The 18,664-nt window shown below is 63.0% G+C and carries 17 protein-coding genes, 1 tRNA gene, 1 pseudogene and 1 riboswitch; of the genes and pseudogenes, 9 read left to right on the top strand and 10 right to left on the bottom strand.

Going from position 1 to position 18,664, the window contains the following annotated elements:
• The first annotated feature begins 2 nt into the window (after positions 1–2).
• Complete coding sequence (gene rpsD / locus ACE3TY_RS03005) at positions 3–617, top strand: 30S ribosomal protein S4 (protein WP_374312556.1); 615 nt, start codon at positions 3–5, stop codon at positions 615–617.
• Positions 618–788: 171 nt separating this feature from the next.
• Here rpsD and metC read toward each other — a convergent pair whose 3' ends face one another.
• Positions 789–1,955 carry a cystathionine beta-lyase gene (gene metC / locus ACE3TY_RS03010; protein ID WP_374650751.1) on the bottom strand — a complete coding sequence of 389 codons (1,167 nt, stop codon included), beginning with the start codon at positions 1,953–1,955 and terminating at the stop codon, positions 789–791.
• Between the two features lie 225 nt (positions 1,956–2,180).
• Between metC and ACE3TY_RS03015 the strand changes: the two genes are divergently transcribed.
• The 4 genes from ACE3TY_RS03015 (at position 2,181) to ACE3TY_RS03030 (ending at position 6,499) form a co-directional block, all read left to right on the top strand.
• Entirely contained in the window at positions 2,181–3,218 is a 1,038-nt protein-coding gene (locus tag ACE3TY_RS03015) for an amino acid ABC transporter substrate-binding protein (protein ID WP_374650753.1), read from the top strand.
• A gap of 89 nt (positions 3,219–3,307) precedes the next feature.
• Entirely contained in the window at positions 3,308–4,519 is a 1,212-nt protein-coding gene (locus ACE3TY_RS03020; RefSeq protein ID WP_374650755.1) for an amino acid ABC transporter permease, read from the top strand.
• A 7-nt stretch (positions 4,520–4,526) separates the two neighbouring features.
• Positions 4,527–5,699: an amino acid ABC transporter permease gene (locus ACE3TY_RS03025; RefSeq protein ID WP_374650757.1), complete on the top strand. Its 1,173-nt coding sequence runs from the start codon at positions 4,527–4,529 to the stop codon at positions 5,697–5,699.
• A 71-nt stretch (positions 5,700–5,770) separates the two neighbouring features.
• Positions 5,771–6,499, top strand: coding sequence for an amino acid ABC transporter ATP-binding protein (locus tag ACE3TY_RS03030; protein WP_374650979.1), 729 nt, complete (start codon positions 5,771–5,773; stop codon positions 6,497–6,499).
• 679 nt (positions 6,500–7,178) lie between these two features.
• Here ACE3TY_RS03030 and cobT read toward each other — a convergent pair.
• A complete protein-coding gene (cobT, locus tag ACE3TY_RS03035) occupies positions 7,179–8,249 on the bottom strand; it encodes a nicotinate-nucleotide--dimethylbenzimidazole phosphoribosyltransferase (RefSeq protein WP_374650759.1) in 1,071 nt (356 codons plus the stop codon).
• Between the two features lie 78 nt (positions 8,250–8,327).
• Positions 8,328–8,532: riboswitch (cobalamin riboswitch) on the bottom strand.
• A 102-nt stretch (positions 8,533–8,634) separates the two neighbouring features.
• Between cobT and ACE3TY_RS03040 the strand changes: the two genes are divergently transcribed.
• Both ACE3TY_RS03040 and ACE3TY_RS03045 read left to right on the top strand, forming a co-directional pair.
• Positions 8,635–9,114, top strand: coding sequence for a MarR family winged helix-turn-helix transcriptional regulator (locus ACE3TY_RS03040; RefSeq protein ID WP_374650760.1), 480 nt, complete (start codon positions 8,635–8,637; stop codon positions 9,112–9,114).
• A gap of 117 nt (positions 9,115–9,231) precedes the next feature.
• A complete protein-coding gene (locus ACE3TY_RS03045; protein WP_374650762.1) occupies positions 9,232–9,372 on the top strand; it encodes a hypothetical protein in 141 nt (46 codons plus the stop codon).
• Positions 9,373–9,391: 19 nt separating this feature from the next.
• On the opposite strand, the gene ACE3TY_RS03050 is transcribed toward ACE3TY_RS03045, so the two are convergent.
• From ACE3TY_RS03050 to ACE3TY_RS03080, 7 genes and pseudogenes are all read right to left on the bottom strand, one after another.
• Positions 9,392–9,943, bottom strand: coding sequence for a phospholipid-binding protein MlaC (locus ACE3TY_RS03050; RefSeq protein WP_374650980.1), 552 nt, complete (start codon positions 9,941–9,943; stop codon positions 9,392–9,394).
• Positions 9,944–10,185: 242 nt separating this feature from the next.
• Positions 10,186–10,893 (bottom strand): annotated as a pseudogene (locus tag ACE3TY_RS03055) (VacJ family lipoprotein); the annotation flags it as partial.
• A 393-nt stretch (positions 10,894–11,286) separates the two neighbouring features.
• On the bottom strand, positions 11,287–12,315 hold the full coding sequence (locus ACE3TY_RS03060; RefSeq protein WP_374650763.1) for a peptide ABC transporter ATP-binding protein: 1,029 nt from the start codon (positions 12,313–12,315) through the stop codon (positions 11,287–11,289).
• The gene (locus ACE3TY_RS03065) at positions 12,315–13,334 is read right to left on the bottom strand and encodes an ABC transporter ATP-binding protein (RefSeq protein WP_374650765.1); all 1,020 of its coding nucleotides are present in this window, start codon (positions 13,332–13,334) and stop codon (positions 12,315–12,317) included. The genes ACE3TY_RS03060 and ACE3TY_RS03065 overlap by 1 nt, the downstream gene beginning before the upstream one ends.
• Before the next feature lie 13 nt (positions 13,335–13,347).
• Positions 13,348–14,256 (bottom strand): ABC transporter permease subunit, encoded by a 909-nt coding sequence (locus ACE3TY_RS03070; protein ID WP_374650767.1) that lies wholly within the window; start codon positions 14,254–14,256, stop codon positions 13,348–13,350.
• Positions 14,257–14,266: 10 nt separating this feature from the next.
• On the bottom strand, positions 14,267–15,277 hold the full coding sequence (locus ACE3TY_RS03075; RefSeq protein WP_374650769.1) for an ABC transporter permease subunit: 1,011 nt from the start codon (positions 15,275–15,277) through the stop codon (positions 14,267–14,269).
• A 73-nt stretch (positions 15,278–15,350) separates the two neighbouring features.
• Positions 15,351–16,946, bottom strand: coding sequence for an ABC transporter substrate-binding protein (locus tag ACE3TY_RS03080; RefSeq protein WP_374650771.1), 1,596 nt, complete (start codon positions 16,944–16,946; stop codon positions 15,351–15,353).
• Between the two features lie 283 nt (positions 16,947–17,229).
• Here ACE3TY_RS03080 and ACE3TY_RS03085 point away from each other — a divergent pair, with 283 nt between their 5' ends.
• Positions 17,230–17,736: a thioesterase family protein gene (locus tag ACE3TY_RS03085; RefSeq protein WP_374650772.1), complete on the top strand. Its 507-nt coding sequence runs from the start codon at positions 17,230–17,232 to the stop codon at positions 17,734–17,736.
• A gap of 7 nt (positions 17,737–17,743) precedes the next feature.
• On the opposite strand, the gene ACE3TY_RS03090 is transcribed toward ACE3TY_RS03085, so the two are convergent.
• Positions 17,744–18,166 (bottom strand): peptidoglycan-binding domain-containing protein, encoded by a 423-nt coding sequence (locus ACE3TY_RS03090; protein ID WP_374650773.1) that lies wholly within the window; start codon positions 18,164–18,166, stop codon positions 17,744–17,746.
• 269 nt (positions 18,167–18,435) lie between these two features.
• Between ACE3TY_RS03090 and ACE3TY_RS03095 the strand changes: the two genes are divergently transcribed.
• Positions 18,436–18,510: transfer RNA gene (locus tag ACE3TY_RS03095), tRNA-Gln, on the top strand.
• Positions 18,511–18,664 lie beyond the last annotated feature (154 nt).

Genomic DNA, 18,664 nt, shown 5'->3' on the forward strand with positions numbered 1-18,664 from the left:
CTATGTCGAAGCGTATTGAAGCCAAGCACAAGATCGACCGCCGTTTGGGCGTCAACCTCTGGGGCCGCCCCAAGAGCCCGATCAATGACCGCGAATATGGTCCGGGCCAGCACGGCCAGCGCCGCAAGAAGCCGACCGATTACGGTATCCAGTTGATGGCCAAGCAGCGCCTGAAGGGCTATTACGGCTCGATCGGCGAGCGCCAGTTCCGCAAGCTCTATCAGGAAGCCGTGCGCCGCCGTGGCGACACCTCCGAGAACTTGATCGGCCTCCTTGAGCGCCGCCTCGAGACGGTCGTCTATCGCGCCAAGTTCGTGCCCACCGTTTTCGCCGCCCGCCAGTTCGTCAACCATGGCCATGTCCTGGTCAACGGCAAGCGCGTCAACATCGGCTCCTACAAGCTTTCCGATGGCGACGTCGTCGAAGTGCGTGAGCGCGCCAAGCAGATGACTCTCGTCGTCGGCGCCGCGCAGTCGCAGGAGCGCGACACGCCGGATTATCTCGAAGTCGATCACAAGAAGATGACCGCGAAGTTCGTGCGCGTCCCGGCTCTGGGCGACGTGCCGTACCCGGTCAGCATGGAACCGCATCTCGTGGTCGAATACTACTCGCGCTAAGTCTCGCGCGACATTCTCCGGAATGCGAAAGGGCCGGTCCAGTGGACCGGCCCTTTTCCGTTGGTGATTTGTCCTGTTGACAGTGGATGCCCGGGTCTTCGCCCGGCCATGACGCTCTCAAAAAGAACCTCTTCATGCCCGGGCTTGACCCGGGCATCCACTCTAACTGCCTCAGTTCCCCCGCAGCCTGTCCAACCCGCGCGCCAGATCCTCGATAAGATCCTGCGGATCCTCAAGGCCGGCATGAATGCGCACGGTCGGGCCGGCGGTCCATTTTGTCGCCGTGCGCGCGGTGCCGAGCGCCGATGGCACCATCAGGCTTTCATAACCGCCCCAGGAAAAGCCCAGGCCGAACAGTTCCATGCCGTCGATCATGGCATTGACGCGCTCTTCCGCCGCCGGCTTCAGCACCACGCCGAAAAGCCCGCTGGACCCCAGGAAATCACGCTTCCACAGCGCATGGCCGGGATGATCGGGCAAAGCGGGATGCAGCACGCGCTCGACTTCCAGCCGGTCCTTGAGCCACTTCGCCAGAGCAATGCCGCCTTCCTGATGCTGTGCCAATCGCGCCGACAAGGTGCGGATACCACGCAGCGCCAGATAGCAATCGTCGCCGCCCACGGCGAAGCCCATGCCGTGCACCTGCGTCTTCACCTGTTTGTAGAATTCCTCGCGCATGGTGATGATGCCCATCATCACGTCGGAATGGCCGACCAGATATTTCGTCGCGGCATGCACGACCAGGTCGACGCCATGGCGGTAGGGCTTGAAATAAAGCGGGCTCGCCCAGGTGTTGTCCATGATGACGATGCAGCCCTTGGCATGCGCCGCGGCAGCGATCGCCGGCACGTCCTGAATCTCGAACGTGTGCGAGCCCGGGCTCTCCAGATAGACGATCTTGGTGTTGGGTTGAATGAGGTCGGTGATGCCGGCACCGATCAGCGGATCGTAATAGCTCGTCTCGACGCCGAACTTCTTCAGCTGCGTGTCGCAGAAGAAGCGCGTCGGCTCATAGACGGTATCGACCATCAGGACATGATCGCCGGTGCCGACGAAGCTCATCAGTGCGCCGGCGATGGCACCCATGCCGGAGGGAACGGCGACCGCCTTGTCGGCCTCCTCGAGGGCCGCCACCGTCTCCTCCAGGGCGAAGGTCGTCGGCGTGCCGTAGCGGCCGTAATAGACATTGTTGAACTTGTCGCGACCCCGGGCCCGCATGTCGGCGACATTGTCGAAGAGCACGGTGGACGCATGGTAAACGGGAGGGTTAACGATGCCCTTATTGGCCCGCGGGTTGTTGCCTGCATGTGTAATAAGGGTGCGGTCGCGGCGTTTCATAACTGGTTCCCACTTGTTTAGTTGCTTCACCTTTATCACCGCCCGGCACGGGTTCCTAGATGCACCGCAGCGGGTCCAAGGGGCCGGGCCAGAAAGCTTGTGAGGGAAAAGTGCATGTGTTACAGAAAATTCAAGCTTGTTTTGCCTCTGGGAACTGCACCCGTAAATCGGGGCAATGGCGGGACGGGTGAAAGGGAATAAAAACTCCAGGGAAGGACCACAAAAATGAAGCATCTGAAATACGCCGTCGCGAGTGTCGCTTTGCTGGCCGGCATGGCCACGGCCGCTCAAGCCGGTACGCTCGACGATGTCAAAGCGCGCGGCAAGCTGCTGTGCGGCGTGACGACGGGCCTCGCTGGCTTCGGCGCGCCGAACGATAAGGGCGAATGGGCCGGCCTCGATATCGATCTCTGCAAAGGCGTTGCCGCGGCCGTGTTTGGCGATGCGAGCAAGGTCGAGTTCAAGCCGCTTTCGGCCGAACAGCGCTTTACCGCCCTGCAATCGGGCGAAGTCGACATGCTGGCCCGCAACTCCACCTGGACGCTCTCGCGCGACACCCAGCTGGCGCTCGATTTTGTGCAGGTTAACTATTATGACGGCCAGGGCTTCATGGTGCACAAGGATCTCGGCGTGAAGAGCGCGCTCGAGCTCAAGGGCGCCACGGTCTGCGTGCAGGAAGGCACCACGACCGAAAAGAACATGGGCGATTTCGACAAAGCCAACGGCCTTGGCTTCCAGCCAGTGAAGTTCAAGGAAAACGACCAGGCGCGTGCCGCCTATGACGAAGGCCGCTGCGACGCCTACACGACCGACGCTTCCGGCCTTGCCGGCGAGCGCACGGCTCTCAAGGATCCGGCCAACAATATCATCCTGCCGGAAATCATCTCCAAGGAGCCGCTGGGTCCGGTCGTCCGCCATGGCGACAACCAATGGGGCGACATCGTCCGCTGGACGCATAACGCCACCCTGGTGGCCGAAGAAAAGGGCATCACCCAGGCCAATGTGGACGAAGTGAAGGCGGCCAACGCCCCGGACAATGCCGCGGCCGATGCCGAAGTGCAGCGCCTGCTCGGCGTCACCGACAAGATGGGCGAGGGCCTGGGCCTTGGCAACGACTGGGGCTACAACATTATTAAGGCGGTCGGTAACTACGGCGAAATCTTCGATCGTAACATTGGTCCGAAGACGCCGATCGGCCTGGAGCGCGGCTTGAACGCGCTGTGGAACAAAGGCGGCCTGCAATATTCGCCGCCGGTTCGTTAAGCCAGTAAATCGCTGATATTCTACGCCCGGCCCTTAAAAGCCGGGCGTAGATGTCTTATTTGCACGCAACCCGCTGGGGAGGCGTTGACATGGCGTCAGCAAAAACGGTGGCAGCCGCGGGTGCCGCTGCGAGTACCGTTTCACAAAGCAAACCGGCATTTTGGCGCGACGAACGCGTGCGCGGGATTATCGCGCAGGTCGCGGTCATCGTTCTGCTCGTCGCTGGTTTTGCCTTCCTGATCTACAATTTCCTTGAGAAGCAGTCGAAAGCGGCCGGACCCGCCATCAGTTTCGACTTCCTCACCAACATCGCCGGTTTCCAACTCAGTTTCTCGATCATAGACGTCACGCTGGATTCACAGATCGGCCACATGATCCTGGCCGGTATGATCAATACTTTGCTGGCGGCGGCCATCGCAGGGTTCTTCGCTACAATTCTGGGTCTGGTGGTCGGTGTCGCCAGGCTATCCAAGAACTGGCTCGTTTCTCGCATCGCTGCGACCTATATCGAGATCATCCGCAACATCCCGCTTCTTCTGCAGCTCGTCTTCTGGTTCAGCGCCATGATCGCGCTGCTGCCCGCGGTGAAGGAGAGCGTCAACTTTGCGGACGTCATATTCCTCAACAAGAAGGGCCTGTTCCTGCCCAAGCCGGTTTTCGAAGGCAGCATCATCGTCTTCATCCTGGCCATTCTGCTCGCAATCGGCTTGGCTCTGGGTGTCGCGCGTTGGGCGACCAAGCGGCAATTGGAGACCGGCCAGCAGTTTCCGGTGATCATCGTCAATACGGCCTTGGTCATCTTGCTGCCGCTCCTCACTTATATCGCAGTCGACCCCATTGCCTGGGAAATACCGCAGCAAGGCGGTTTCAACTTCAGGGGCGGCCTTACGGTCCAACCGGAAATGACGGCGCTGATCATTGGTCTTTCTATCAGCACTTCGGCCTATATTGCCGAGATCGTTCGCGCTGGCATCATGGCCGTCAGTCATGGGCAGACCGAGGCGTCATTGGCGCTGGGCCTCAAATCAAGTTGGACCTTGCGGCTCGTCATTCTGCCGCAGGCCCTGCGCGTCATCATTCCGCCACTGATCAGCCAATACCTGAATGTCGTGAAGAATTCGACGCTGGCGGGGTTCATCGGTTATGCCGATCTCTTCGCCGTCATCGGCACATCGCAGAACCAGACCGGTCGCGCGATCGAATGCATCATTATCCTGATGGGCTTCTACCTCGCCGTCAGCCTGATCATCTCGTCGATCATGAACATCTACAACAAGCGCGCCGCGCTGGTGGAAAGGTGAGGGCGCCATGACGGATATGACCGACACGCCAGTCGTTCCCGGTAACCGCCCCAACCTGCCGCCGCCGGTAACCGAATCCGGCATCATCGGCTGGCTTCGGCACAATCTATTTGCCAGTTGGTGGGATACGCTGCTCACCCTGGCGGCCATCGTGCTGCTCTATTTGATTATCCCCTCCATCCTGAATTGGGCCTTCTTCGATGCGGACTGGAACTATCTCCCATCCGTGATTGCCGGCGAGAAGGCGCCGCAATTTGCCGACTGCACCACTGGCGGCGCCTGCTGGATCTTCGTCAAGGCACGTTTCAGCCAGTTTATTTACGGTTTCTATCCGGATACGCCGATTGCCGACTGGCTGCCGATCAGCAATCGCTGGCGGGTCGACCTGACCTTCGTGATGCTGGTGGTGTCGGTCTATGGCCTCCTTGCCGACAAGGTGACGAACAAAAAGCCTTTCGCCTGGTTCTTCTTCGCCATCTTCCCCTTCCTGGCCTTCTTTCTGCTGCATGGCGGCCTGGGGTTTGAGACGGTGCCGACCTCGAAGTGGGGCGGCTTGATGCTGACCTTGATCATCGCCGGTATCGGCATCCTGTTCTCACTGCCGATCGGCATCATGCTTGCCCTTGGCCGACGCTCGCAATTGCCGGTCGTGCACCTGCTCAGCGTCATCTTCATCGAGTTCGCGCGCGGCGTGCCGCTGGTGACGATCCTCTTCATGTCGAACATCATGCTGCCGCTGTTCCTGCCGCCCAGCTTCGAGCCGGACATCCTGCTGCGTATCCTGGTGGGTGTGACGCTCTTTGCCTCCGCCTATATGGCCGAAGTGATCCGGGGCGGTCTCCAGGCGCTGCCCAAAGGGCAGTATGAGGGCGCCATGGCCATGGGCCTGGGCTACTGGTCGATGATGCGCCTCATTATCATGCCGCAGGCTCTGCGTATCGCCATTCCAGGCATCGTCAACAACTTCATCAGCCTGACCCAGGACACAACTCTGGTGGCGATCGTCGGCCTCTACGACTTCCTCGGCATCGTCCGGGCCGGTTCGCGCGATTCGAACTGGATTGGTACCGAGATCGAAGGCTACGTTTTCTGCGCGGCAGTTTACTGGATCTTCTGCTTCTCCATGTCGCGCTACTCGATGCGGCTTGAACGCAAACTCCACACCGGTCACCGGCGCTAGGAACAGGGGGCATTCGCATGAGCACTCAGGCACAAACCGCTTCCAATCAAATGATCGTCACGGACGAGGTCATGATCGGCCTCACCGGTGTCAACAAATGGTATGGCCAGTTTCATGTCCTCAAGGACATCGACCTCACCGTGCTAAAGGGCGAGCGCATCGTCATCTGTGGGCCTTCCGGTTCCGGCAAGTCGACGCTTATCCGCTGCATCAACCGCCTCGAGGAACATCAGCGCGGCCGCATCGTCGTGGACGGCATCGAACTCACCCACGATCTCAAGAATATCGAGAAAGTGCGGCGCGAAGTGGGCATGGTGTTCCAGCACTTCAACCTGTTCCCGCACTTGACGGTGCTGGAGAACCTGACCCTGGCCCCAATCTGGGTGAAAAAGGTGCCGAAGAAGGAAGCGGAAGAGGTGGCCATGCACTACCTCAAGCGCGTCAAGATTCCAGAACAGGCGGGAAAGTTCCCGGGCCAGCTCTCGGGCGGCCAGCAGCAGCGCGTGGCGATTGCCCGCTCGCTTTGCATGAATCCCAAGGTCATGCTGTTCGACGAGCCCACGTCGGCCCTCGATCCGGAGATGATCAAGGAGGTGCTCGACGTGATGATCGAGCTGGCGCGTTCAGGCATGACCATGATCTGCGTCACCCACGAAATGGGCTTTGCCCGCACCGTGGCCAACCGCGTCATCTTCATGGACAAGGGCGAGATCATCGAGCAGAACGAGCCCGAGGAATTCTTCAACAATCCGAAGTCGGAACGTACCAAGCTGTTCCTGAGCCAGATCCTGCATCACTAAGCGCGCGCCCCCCTCCCAACTACTACGCACAAATATTCCCTATTTGTTCTTGACAAGATGATAGGAATTAGATACTATTAGAGTTGCATGCACATCACCTCTGGCTCCCCAGCCGGAGCCGCTCGGTTGTCATCGGCGCAAGCTCCCGTGGAGCGCAGGCCGACCCCATCGCTCCTTGATTCGGAGCAACCCCGGGCCGGGGGTCAAACCGGCCTCCCGGATCGGATGGATGAGCGATCCCCCGCGAGTCCCGGGTCACAGGACGCTCCCCTTGGGCCGCAGCGGTTGGCGGCCCCCGCCGGACTCGACGCGGTGACCGGGTTCCCCTTCGGTGCTGCAGGCAGCAGCACCCGTCACGGCCGAAACGAACGGCCGGCATGATCTGCTCGAGCGGTTCCGGATGGGGAGAAGAGAAAGAAATCGGATAGGAGAGAATTTTTCAGTCGCAGCCCCCCTCCCGGCCTCCCTCCTGAAGGTGGGAGGAGGAGAAGAGAGAAAAGCCCTCCCACCTTCAGGGGGGGAGGGTTGGGAGGGGGGCCGCCAAGTGACGGGTGTGGGCCGACCGCCAAGTGACGGGCTCCCTCCGACTTGCCCCGCTCAACCTCGTTTCTCGGGCCCGTCGGCGAATGCCGACATGCGTTGGCCGGGTGAGAGGGGAGGTGGAACCGTGGTGCCGGGCTCAGGCGCCGTCCACGCCGGCTTCGGCGAAGGTTGCCATGCCGTTGTGGCAGGCGACGGCGCTTTTCGCGATCGTGGCGGCAAGGACGCCGCCGGTGCCTTCGCCCAGACGCAGGTTGAGGTCGAGCAGCGGCTTGCGGTCGAGTTCCCGCAGCAGCCGCTGATGGCCCCGTTCGAGCGAGGCGTGGCCCACCATGCAATGCGCCAGGCTGTCGGGATCGACATCATGCAGGGCCGCCGCCGCCGCGCAGCAGATGAAGCCGTCGAGCATCACCGGAATGCGCAGCAGGCGCGCGGCGACGATGGCGCCCGCCATCGCGGCGATCTCCCGGCCGCCCAGGATGCGCAGGACATCGAGCCCGTCGTGAAGAGCGGGGCCATGACGTTCGGCGGCACGCGCGATCAGCGCCGCCTTGCGCTCGACCACGGCGCTCGAAACGCCCGAGCCGCGGCCGCACCAATCGGCCGGATCGCCGCCCCAGAGGCCATGGCAGATCGCCGACGCGGCCGTGGTGTTGCCGATCCCCATCTCGCCGGGGCACAGAAGGCTCGCCGACGGATCGACGGCGGCGGCGCCGGCATTGAATGCCGCCACGCATTCCTCCTCGTCCATCGCGGCACTTTCGGCGAAGTTCCGCACCGGCCGGTCGAGATCGAGCGGCACGACCGTCACCTTGGCCGAAAGTGCGGCGCTCAGCTGGTTGATGGCGGCACCCCCGCGCCGGAAATTCTCCACCATCTGGGCGGTGACGCTGATGGGAAAGGCCGAGACGCCTTCCGCCGCGATCCCGTGATTGCCGGCAAAGACGCAGGTCTGCGGGCGGTCCATCCGGGGCGGATGCTGCCCCTGCCAGCGGCACAGCCAGAGGACAATCTCCTCCAGCCGGCCGAGGCTGCCCGCCGGTTTCGTCAGCTGGCTGTCGCGCGCGGCGGCCAGCGCCTCCGCCTGCAGGTCGGGGCCGGGCAGCCGCTTGAGCAGGTCGCGCAGTTCGTCCAGTGAACGAATTGCCGGCAGGGGTTGAATGGCGGGTGCGGTCTTGTCGCCGGAGCGGCGATCGTTGTTCGATAGCATGCTTGTCCTCCACGAGACATAGCGGGGAGCGTGGCGCGCTTCAAGAAGCCGCCATGCCCTTTGCCATCGGGCAGCGTTCCCAGTTTCGGGCACCTCAACTCGTCTTCTGGCTTCCGGATCATTCGAGCGCAAGAACCTTCCCATCCGGCGGCGCCGGACAGTGGCGGATGAAATCCAGCTTGCGCTCGCATCCGGTTACAGCGGCGGGACCGCCACGGAGTCTAACCGTGTTCCGTTAGTTGAGCGCGCGCACGATAGCCGCATCGCCGGTACCGGACAAGTGGGCGATGGGCGGCGGCCGGCCCGGCCGCCCTGCGTGGCATCGTCGCAGGGGGCGCTCCCGATTCCGCTTGACGGTAATATGTTGATATCAACATGATGCGGCATGTCCAAAGCAGCGCCCGATGACGCCGTTCCCTATGCGACCACGCTTCATGTCCGCGACACGTGCCTGTGCCTCTTCGTGCAGCGGGCGGCGCGCGCGCTGGCGCGGCGCTTCGACCTGGCGCTGAAGCCACTGGAACTCACCAACGGGCAGTTCTCGCTGCTGATGTCGCTCAACCGCCCGCCGGCGGCGGCACCCAGCATTGGGGCGGTGGCGCAGCTCCTCGCCATGGATCGCACCACGCTGACCGCCGCCTTGAAACCGCTGGAGCGGCGCGGGCTCATCGCCATCCACCCGGACCCGGCCGACAAGCGCAGCCGCCTGCTGGCACTCACCAAGGCAGGCAGGCGCCTCCTCGCGCAGGCGCTGCCCATCTGGCAGATGCATCACCGCGCGCTGGAAGACTCGCTGCCCGGGGCGGCGCCGGCGCGGTTGCGGCGGGATCTGTCGATGCTTTCGGATAGTGAAGATACACGATAGTATATTGATTGTGGAAATGTATTGAGATATCCACAGGTCTCGGCCAATTGTCACTAGCCGCGACCGGGTTCCGCCCGCAGCATGGTCCCAACAGCAACTATCGAGGGATCATCTAAAATGCAAACTATCGCGATTGCCCTGGTCGGCCTTGCCGCGGTGAAGGGCGCCATGCTGATGGGAACGCTGTGGTACATCGCCTCGACGGGCCGGCGCCCGGCCTGGGTCGAGAAGCTGGTCGGCGAGGGAAAGAGGGCGTGAAGCGCGCGGCCCTCCCCCGCTAGATCGAGGCGACCTTCTTCTTCAGTATGTCGATGAGCGCCTGGACCTTGCCGCCGTTCGAGCTGATGACGGAGGCGAATTCCTGGCGATGGGTCTCGGCGAGACTGAGACCTTCGACGCGCACGTCGGTGATCTTGTTGCCGGCAGCGGTATTCACGTCCCAATCGACGCGCGGCTCGCCCTCGGCGCCCTTGACGATGGTGAAGACGGTCGAAATCTCGCCCGCCTCGCGCACCTTCTGCACGGCGAGCTGCTGGCCGGAATATTCGGCGAAGCGCTTGCCGTAGACGGCGCTCATATATTCGGTGAAGACCGCGACATAGGCCTGCTGCTCTTCCGGCGTCGCCCGCTTCCAATAGAGGCCCAGCGTGTGCTTGGCGAGCTTGGGCATGTCGAAATATTCGCGCAGGATCGGCAGCAGCCTGGCGGCACGCTCCTTGTCGGTCGAGGCCGCGGAAAGTTCGGTGATCGCCTTCTGCGACAGCGAGGCGATGAAGCTTTCCAGCGCCGCCTGATCGGCCCGCGCGAGGGAAGCGAACGGAGCGGATATGGAAACGGCGGCGGCAAATGCCGCCCCCCCCCAGACGTTTCAACGCGGCAGCCAGGAACACAGGAGGCCGCCCAGAGCTGGTCGCCGCCGGTCGGAACCTGGGTGGCGGCGGAGGGAGCGGTCGGTTGCAGCAGCACGCTGGGCAACTCGGCGCCGTCTTCCGGGATCATCTCTTCGCTGGTGACCTTGCTGACTGCCGCTTCCGGATCCTCGCCATTCTTGATGGCGTCGTTGCGGTGCTGGCGATAGAGGCTGCGGATGGTCGCGTAGAAGTCGACCGAACCCTTCTGCAGCTCGGCGATCGTCTCGAGGTTGCGGGCGCGCGTATCGATGCCCTCGACCATGAAGCGGGTCGTGTTGATCCAGGAGACGTTATAGACATAGCCGACCCAGGTGAGCGGATCGAGCACGTAATCGACCAGCTTGCCGCCGGCATCGCGCGGGTTCGACGGCCCAAGCAGCGGGAGGTGCAGATAGATGCCCTCGCCCGAACCCCAGACAGCCAGGGTCTGGCCGAAATCCTCGTCGTGATAGTTGAGGCCGAACCAGCTCGCGGCATCGAGGATGCCGCCGATGCCCAGCGTGGTGTTGATGGCAAAGCGTGCCGCGGTCGTACCGGCGCGCCCGCCTTCACCCTGGAACAGATCGTTGGCGAAAATCACCGGCGCATGCAGGTTGCGGAGGAAGTTGCGGATGCCATCCTTGGCCGGATCGGGAAGCGCGATGTTGTAGTAGCCGGCGAACGGCTTCACCAACAGTTCGTCCAGGCCATGGTTCACTTCGAAGAAGTAGCGGTTCATCGGCTCCAACGGATCGTTGGCTTCGTTGAACGCCTGAACGGCGGCCTCGTCGCTGGGATCCGGCGGCGTGGCGCAACCCGTGGCCAGCAGTCCGAGCGCCACGGACGTGACGGCCAGTGTCGATTTCGTGAAATTCGTGACCTTGAACATAGAACCCCTAACCCTTTCCGGTAGCCCGGCTTCGAAAAGTTGATCTGCTCTTCTAGCGAACCGTTGCACCGTCCCCCGAAATTGCGGCCTCCATTGTCCCCGGCCGCGGCATCTTGAACGTGCTGGTCCCAAGTCACCGCCCTAACCAAGCGCCTAAATTATGACAGTGCAGCAGCGCCACATGGTCATAGTCGCATTGTCACGGCGAAAACTTAACCGACCGTTATCCAGAGATTTCTGGATTCGGGTCGGCCAACCCGTGGGCTTTGATAACACACGGCTTTTGTGAGTGAAAGACGAGTCCGAGGGGCGTTTTACGTATGCGCAGGAGGGTTGTGACAAAAATGCCGCATTCCGCCGGCGCTTAGGGTTCCTTTTCCTAATATTGCTGCCTCAGGCCAGGCTTTCCGCATGATGGCAGGCAACCATGCGCCCGTGAACCGGCCGCATCTCGGGCCGTTCACTGGTGCACAAGTCGGTCGCATAGGGGCAACGTTTGTGGAACGCGCAGCCCGAGGGCGGATTGAGGGGGGAGGGCAGTTCGCCCTTCACGGTCAGGCGCCGCGAGCGGGCCTTGGGGTCGACCGACGGAGTCGCCGCCAGCAGGGCCACCGTATAGGGGTGACGGGGGCCGGCGAAGATGACCTCCTTGGGCCCTTGTTCCACCGGACGGCCCAGATACATCACCATCACTTCGTCGGCGATGTGGCGCACGACGGAAAGGTCGTGCGAGATGAAGAGATAGGCGAGGTTGAGTTCCTCCTGCAGGTCCATCAGCAGATTGAGAACCTGGGCGCGGATCGAGACGTCGAGTGCCGAGACCGGCTCGTCGGCCACCACGATGCGGGGGCTCAGCATCAGCGCGCGGGCAATGGCGATGCGCTGGCGCTGGCCGCCGGAGAACATGTGCGGATAGCGGCTATATTGTTCTGGGCGGAGGCCCACCTTGGCCATCATGGCGCGGGCGGCCTCGCTCCTCGCCGCGGCATCGAGGCCGGTGTTGATCTCGAGCGGCTCCTCCAATATCTGGCCGACCTGCTTCCTGGGGTTCAAGGAGCCGTAGGGATCCTGGAACACCATCTGCACCTTGGGGCGCATGGCCTTGATCGTCGCCGGGTCGGCGCTCGCCACATCGACGCCGTCGATGGCGAGGCTGCCGGAAGTCGGCTGCTCGATCAGCGTCACCAGGCGCGCCAGGGTCGACTTGCCGCAGCCGCTTTCACCCACCACCGCCAGCGTGCGGCCGGCGGCGAGCGTGAAGCTGGCGCCATTGACGGCGCGCAGCTCGGCATGCGCTTTCCAGAGGCCGCCGCCGACGCGGTAATGACGATGCAGGTCCCTGGCTTCGAGCACCAGCGGATTGGCTGCCGTCATGTCGCGCCGGTCGGTCACGGCCGGGGCCGTCGCGGTCTGGGTGGACATCACGCAACCTCCCGCGACGATGAGGGCCGGTTGGTCGGGACCCCACCCTCAAGCGGATAGTGGCAGCGCACGCGGCCGCCCGTGGCGGTGAGGGAGGTGTGGCCGACGAAGGCCGGCTGCTCGGCTCGGCAGCGCGCATCGGCATAGGCGCAGCGCGGATTGAAGACGCAGCCGGTCGGCCGATCGACGATACCGGGCACGACGCCGGGAATGGTGGAGAGGCGATGCTTGCCGACGCTGCGTTCAGGCAAGGCTTCGAGCAAGGCCGCCGTATAAGGATGGTGCGGGTTGGCGAAGAGGTCGGCGGCTTTCTGTTCCTCGACCTGCTGGCTGGCATACATGACCAGCACGCGTTCGGCGGTTTCGGCGACGACGCCCATATCGTGCGTGATGAGCACCAGCGCCATGCCGCGCTCGCGCTGCAGGTTGACCAGCAGATCGAGGATCTGCGCCTGGATGGTGACGTCGAGCGCCGTCGTCGGTTCGTCGGCGATGAGGAGGCGCGGGTTGCAGGCGATCGCCATGGCGATCATGACGCGCTGGCACATGCCGCCCGACAACTGGTGCGGAAAGCTGTCGAGGCGCGTCGAGGCCGCCGGGATGCCGACCTGCTCCAGCAACTGCACGGTGCGGTCGCGGCGCTCGCGGCGGGAGCCGCCTTCATGCACCTGCAGCGTCTCCATGATCTGGTAGCCGACGGTGAAGCAGGGGTTGAGGCTGGTCATCGGTTCCTGGAAGATCATCGCCACATCCTTGCCGACGATCTTGCGGCGCTGGGCGGGCTTCAGGCTCAAGAGGTCGATACCGTCGAAGGCGAGGCGGTCGGCGGTCACCTTGCCTGGCCAGGGGATGAGGCCCATCACGGCCAGCATGGTGACGCTTTTCCCGGAGCCGGATTCGCCGACGACGCCCAGCAGTTCGCCCTTGTCGAGGTCGAGGTCGATGCCATCGACCGCGCGGAACGGACCGCTATGCGTCTGGAACTGGACCGAGAGATTGCGGATTTCGAGAAGTGCCATGATGCCGCGCCCTTTAGCGCTTCAGCTTCGGATCGAGCGCGTCGCGCAATCCGTCGCCCATGAGATTGAATGCCAGCACCGTCACCAGGATGGCGACGCCGGGGAAGGTCACGACCCAGGGGGCGCGCTGCAGGAATTTCAAGCTGTCGGCAAGCATCGTGCCCCATTCCGGTGTCGGTGCCTGGGCACCCAGCCCCAGGAAGCCCAAAGCCGCCGCGTCGAGGATGGCGGTCGAGAAGCTCAAGGTCGCCTGCACGATCAAGGGCGCCATGCAATTGGGCAGCACGGTGTCGATCATCAGCCGGCGGGTCGAGGCGCCGGCGACGCGTGAGGCGGTAACGTAATCCTTGGAGAGTTCGGTGAGCACCGCGGCGCGCGCAAGGCGCGCATAGTGCGGAACGTAGGTGATGGCGATGGCGATCATTGCCTTGGCGATATCCGGCTTGCCGAGGATGGCCACGATGACGATCGAGAGCAGCAGGCTGGGGATCGACAGGATGATGTCCATGAAGCGCATGATCGCGATATCGACGACACCCTTGAAGAAGCCGGACAGCAGGCCGAAGAAGATGCCCAAGGCCAGCGAGATCGTCACCACGATGCAGCCGATGATGAGCGAGAGCCTGGCGCCGTGAATGATGCGCGAAAGCACATCGCGCCCCACATCGTCGGTGCCGAGCGGGAAGGCCCAGGTGCTGCCCTCGGCCCAGGCCGGCGGCTGCAGGAAGTTCTCGCGGAACTGTTCGACCGGGCTGTGCGGAGCCACGAAGTCGGCGAAGATCGCCGTGAGAATCAATAGGACGATGACGATGAGGCCGGCCATGGCGCCCTTGTTGGCGCGCATGGACAGCCAGATTTCGCGGCGCGGCGAGACGACCTTGGTGGCGGCCGGGGTGGTGGCGGTGGCAGGTGCGGCGGTCATAATCGGGCCTTCAACGCTTGTGCCGGATGCGGGGGTTGAGCAGGCCATAGAGCAGGTCGACGCCCAGATTGATCGCCATGACGAGGCTGGCGATCAGCAGCACGCCACCCTGCAAGGCCGGATAGTCGCGCCGGTTTATGCTTTCCACCAGCCATTTGCCGATGCCTGGCCAGGAGAAGGTGGTTTCGGTGAGGACGGCGCCCGCCATCAGCACGCCGACCTGCAGGCCGATGACGGTGACGACGGGAATGAGCGCGTTGCGCAGGGCATGCACACCGACGACGCGCCAGGTCGAAAGTCCCTTGGCGCGCGCGGTGCGGATATAGTCCTCGCTCAGGACTTCCAGCATGGCCGAGCGCGTCATGCGCGCGATCACGGCCAGCGGAATGGTGCCGAGCACGATGGTGGGCAGGATGAGATGCGAGAGAGCGGAGCCGAGGGCGCCTTCCTCGTCGCTCATGATGGCGTCGTAGATCATGAAGCCGGAGGTGCCTTCGAAAAAGAAGTCGTTGCCGATGCGGCCCGAAACCGGCGTCCAGCCGAGGCCCACCGAGAAGGTGAGGATGAGGAGCAGGCCCCACCAGAAGATCGGCATGGAATAGCCGGTGAGCGAGAGGCCCATGATGGTGTGATCGAAGATAGATCCGCGCTTGACCGCGGCGATAACGCCGGCAGGCAGGCCAACGCTGAGCGCCAGCAGCATGGCGAAGAAGGACAGTTCCAGCGTGGCCGGGAACAGGGCCAGGAATTCGTCCAGCACGGGACGCTGGGTGATGATCGAGGTGCCAAGATCGCCTTGGAGAACACCGCCCACATAGTCGAAGAACTGGACGTAAAGCGGCCGGTCGAGACCCATGTCGTGCAGTAGCTGTGCGTGGCGTTCGGGAGAAATGCCGCGTTCGCCGACGCGCACTTCGACCGGATCGCCGGGCACCAGGCGGATGAGAATGAAGGCCAGGAAAACGATCCCGAGAAAAGTCGGGATGACAAGGCTGGCGCGGGTCAGGAGAAAGCGGACCATGGGCTGACTATATCACAAAAAAAACGAGCGGCGGGGAGGTTGACGCTCCCCGCCGCTCTTCGGTTACGGACCGTTATTCTTCGATGTCGACGCCTTCGAAGATGTGGGTGCCGAGCGGGTGGATCTTGTAACCCTTCACCTTCTTGCTCATCGGCATATGGACGACCGAATGCGCGATCGGAACCCAGGGTGCCTCATTGTGGAAGATCACCTGCGCCTGCTTGTAAAGTTCGGTGCGCTTGGCGACATCGGCGGTCGCGGCCGCTTCGTCGATCAGCTTGGTGAAGTCTTCGTTGCACCATTTGGCGATATTCTGGCCGCCTTCACGCGCCGAGCCGCAGGACAGCAGCACGCCCATGAAGTTGTCGGGATCGCCATTGTCGCCGGTCCAGCCCAGCATGCCGGTCAGATGCTCGCCGGCCTGCAGGCGCTTGCGATATTCGCCCCATTCATAGGTCTTGAGCTCGGCGGTGACGCCGATCTTGGCGAGATCCGCCTGCATCAGTTCCGCCACCTTCTTCGCGTCCGGATTGTAGGGACGCTGCACCGGCATGTACCAGAGGTCGATGGTGAGATCCTTCACGCCGGCTTCGGCGAGCAGGGCCTTGGCCTGTTCCGGGTCGTAGGTGAAGGCCGGAACTTCGTCGTTATAGGACCAGATGGTCGGCGGGATCGGGTTCTTGGCCGGCTGGCCGGCACCCTGATAGACCGCCTTCACGATCGCGTCCTTATCGAAGGCCATGTTGAAGGCTTGGCGGACCTTCACATTGTCGAACGGCGCCTTCTTCACGTTGAGGGCGAGATAGCCGACATTGAGGCCTTCCTGCTCCTGCACCTGCAGGTTCGGATCGGCCTTGAGCTTCTCGACATCGGCCGGGCCCGGATAGGGGGCCACGTCGCATTCGCCGGCGATGAGCTTGGCGGTGCGAACGGCCTGGTCCGGGGTGATGGCGAAGATCAGCTTGTCGATCGGCTGCTTGCCGCGGAAGTAGTTCGCGTTCGCCTTATAAAGAATGCGCGCGTCCTTCTCATAGGCCTGCAGGATGAACGGGCCGGTGCCGATCGGCTCCTGATCGACGCGCTCCGGCGTCCCGGCCTTCAGCATCTGGTCCATGTATTCGGCCGAGTGGATCGAGGCGAAGTCCATCGCGAGGTTGGCGATGAAGGGCGCATTCGGCTTGGTCAGCGTGAACTTCACGGTGAGGTCGTCGACTTTCTCGATCGCGCTCAGCAGGTCCGGCATGCCCATGTCGTTGAAATAGTCATATGCGCCGCCCGAGACCTTGGCGTAGGCGTCGTCCGCCTTCCACATGCGGTTGAAGGTGGTGAGGACATCGTCGGCATTGAAATCGCGCGTCGGCGCGAAATCCTTGCGGGCATGGAACTTGACGCCTTCCTGCAGGTGGAAGGTGTAGGTGAGACCGTCGTCCGAGACTTCCCAGGACTTGGCGAGGCCCGGCTTCACATTGGTCGTGCCGGGTTCGAACTCGACCAGCTTGTTGAAGATCGGGTAGGCGGTGTCGAAGCTGGTGCCGGTGGTGTTGATCTGCGGATTGAAGTTCTCCGGGCTGCCTTCCGAGCAATAGACCAGGGTCTTCGCTTCGGCGGCGGCGGCGAAGCCAACCGCGAGCGCTGCGGCCGCGACGGCCCCAAGCAGACGATGTTTCATCTTGGATTCTCCCAAAAATAAAGCGAGTTGCAGGACAGCCCGCGGTTGAGTGCCCCAGTTATTCGTTAATTGGGGGGCTGCCTTGAGGAAAACCGTAAGCTTGAAGAAAGGGCCAAGTCAACGCCGCCTTTGACCGTCCGGTTACAATTCCGGCGAGCGTCCGGCGCGGCCGCGCGGATCGCAGGGCAATGCAAGCCAATCGACGGCAGCGAAACCCCATTCGCGGCAGGGAAAAGTTAACGCCGGCTTGACCGCGGCGGCCGCGCGAGGGCATCGTCGCGCCATGAAAATCACCGACGATTCTCCGATTCCCGCACCGTTCGTCAGCCTCGGCCAGAAGGTCATCCCCGCCTGGATCGACGGCAACGATCATATGAATGTGGGTTTCTATCTGCGCGCCTTCGATGAAGGTTTCGATACGACCTATGAGGCGCTGGGGCTGGGCTACGGACTCATCAAGGAGCGCGGCTTCTCGACCATGACGGTCGACACGCACGTCTCCTATCACCGCGAGCTGCTGCTGGATGCGCCGCTGAGGATCACCTGCCAGCTGGTCGATTGCGACCGCAAGCGGGCCCATTGGATTCAGGCGATGTACCATGCGGATGAAGGCTATCTGGCGGCGACCGCCGAATGGCTCATCCTCTTCATCGACATGACCAGGCGCAAAGTGGCCAGCATGCCCGACGATATCTTCGCGCGGATGGAGCGGGTGAAGGCGGCGCATGCCGCGCTAGCGCTGCCGGTTCCGCTGGGGCGCACGATTTCGATCGGCAACCGGCGGGCTTGAAGCCCTCCTATTGGGACTTGCCGGCGACGGCGCGCAGTTCGTCGAGAAGTTCGGGCGTCGCCGCCCCATCTTCGGGGAGGCCGGCCACCTGCTGATAGGCGCGGATCGCTTCCGCCGTGGCATCGTCCATGACACCGTCCTGGGGGCCCGGCGTGAAGCCGAGTTCGGCCAACAGCCGCTCGATTTCCTGGACCTGGGGGCTCGCTTCCGGCCTGGGGGCGCCGACATCGTGCCAGATATAGAGCGTGATGCCGATGGCGAGCGCCAGCACGCCGGCCACCACCCCGAAACTGACCATCAGGTGGCGCGTCTCGCCCTGGGGAGCCTCGCGGTTGCGCCCGCGGGAGGCGGAAGCGCCGATCCGGTCTGCGGCGCTTGTCCGAACGCCGAGCTTGGGCACGCCGAGCTTGGGACTGCGCACCTCATCCATGAGCCAACTCTCCCGCCAGATACTGCCCCGCCGCTGCCCAGGCAGCGCACGGTGCGGCGGAGCATAGGTGCGATGTCCGCGCGGGGCAAGATTCGGCACTGCCGCAAACTGTGCCAAAATGTGTGTCGGGAGCATTTTTTTCGGCGGATTTCCGCCCCTTTCAGCCTCGACCCGTGCCGGCCAAGACCCGCCTTGCTCTTGGCCGGTGCTTTCCCTATGTTACCGCCGCCGCGCGACCCGGGCCCCTAAAGCTCCAGTCGCCGTCGGATTGGGGCGTAGCCAAGCGGTAAGGCAGCGGTTTTTGGTACCGCCATTCCCAGGTTCGATCCCTGGCGCCCCAGCCAGCACTCTTAGCGCGTGTGTGTGTCTGGAAAATACAATCAAGGATGTAGTGAATTTCCTGCGGATCAGCAGGGAAGCGATCGGCTTGCCTATCGGAGAGAGTCGAAATTCAGGCCGTAGGCGGGAGCTGTTTTCAATCTCGTTGTGCAGAGCGCC

The sequence above is a fragment of the Dongia sp. genome (assembly GCF_041918875.1).
In the GTDB taxonomy this organism is placed as follows: domain Bacteria; phylum Pseudomonadota; class Alphaproteobacteria; order Dongiales; family Dongiaceae; genus Dongia.

Excerpts from the sequence above, each read along its gene's own strand:
- ACE3TY_RS03025 (WP_374650757.1), top strand. The coding sequence starts at position 4,527 with ATGACGGATATGACCGACACGCCAGTCGTTCCCGGTAACCGCCCCAAC.
- ACE3TY_RS03085 (WP_374650772.1), top strand. The coding sequence starts at position 17,230 with ATGAAAATCACCGACGATTCTCCGATTCCCGCACCGTTCGTCAGCCTC.
- ACE3TY_RS03090 (WP_374650773.1), bottom strand. The coding sequence starts at position 18,166 with ATGGATGAGGTGCGCAGTCCCAAGCTCGGCGTGCCCAAGCTCGGCGTT.
- cobT (WP_374650759.1), bottom strand. The coding sequence starts at position 8,249 with ATGCTATCGAACAACGATCGCCGCTCCGGCGACAAGACCGCACCCGCC.
- ACE3TY_RS03020 (WP_374650755.1), top strand. The coding sequence starts at position 3,308 with ATGGCGTCAGCAAAAACGGTGGCAGCCGCGGGTGCCGCTGCGAGTACC.
- ACE3TY_RS03065 (WP_374650765.1), bottom strand. The coding sequence starts at position 13,334 with ATGGCACTTCTCGAAATCCGCAATCTCTCGGTCCAGTTCCAGACGCAT.
- ACE3TY_RS03080 (WP_374650771.1), bottom strand. The coding sequence starts at position 16,946 with ATGAAACATCGTCTGCTTGGGGCCGTCGCGGCCGCAGCGCTCGCGGTT.
- ACE3TY_RS03070 (WP_374650767.1), bottom strand. The coding sequence starts at position 14,256 with ATGACCGCCGCACCTGCCACCGCCACCACCCCGGCCGCCACCAAGGTC.
- rpsD (WP_374312556.1), top strand. The coding sequence starts at position 3 with ATGTCGAAGCGTATTGAAGCCAAGCACAAGATCGACCGCCGTTTGGGC.
- metC (WP_374650751.1), bottom strand. The coding sequence starts at position 1,955 with ATGAAACGCCGCGACCGCACCCTTATTACACATGCAGGCAACAACCCG.
- ACE3TY_RS03060 (WP_374650763.1), bottom strand. The coding sequence starts at position 12,315 with ATGTCCACCCAGACCGCGACGGCCCCGGCCGTGACCGACCGGCGCGAC.
- ACE3TY_RS03075 (WP_374650769.1), bottom strand. The coding sequence starts at position 15,277 with ATGGTCCGCTTTCTCCTGACCCGCGCCAGCCTTGTCATCCCGACTTTT.
- ACE3TY_RS03030 (WP_374650979.1), top strand. The coding sequence starts at position 5,771 with ATGATCGGCCTCACCGGTGTCAACAAATGGTATGGCCAGTTTCATGTC.
- ACE3TY_RS03040 (WP_374650760.1), top strand. The coding sequence starts at position 8,635 with ATGTCCAAAGCAGCGCCCGATGACGCCGTTCCCTATGCGACCACGCTT.
- ACE3TY_RS03015 (WP_374650753.1), top strand. The coding sequence starts at position 2,181 with ATGAAGCATCTGAAATACGCCGTCGCGAGTGTCGCTTTGCTGGCCGGC.
- ACE3TY_RS03045 (WP_374650762.1), top strand. The coding sequence starts at position 9,232 with ATGCAAACTATCGCGATTGCCCTGGTCGGCCTTGCCGCGGTGAAGGGC.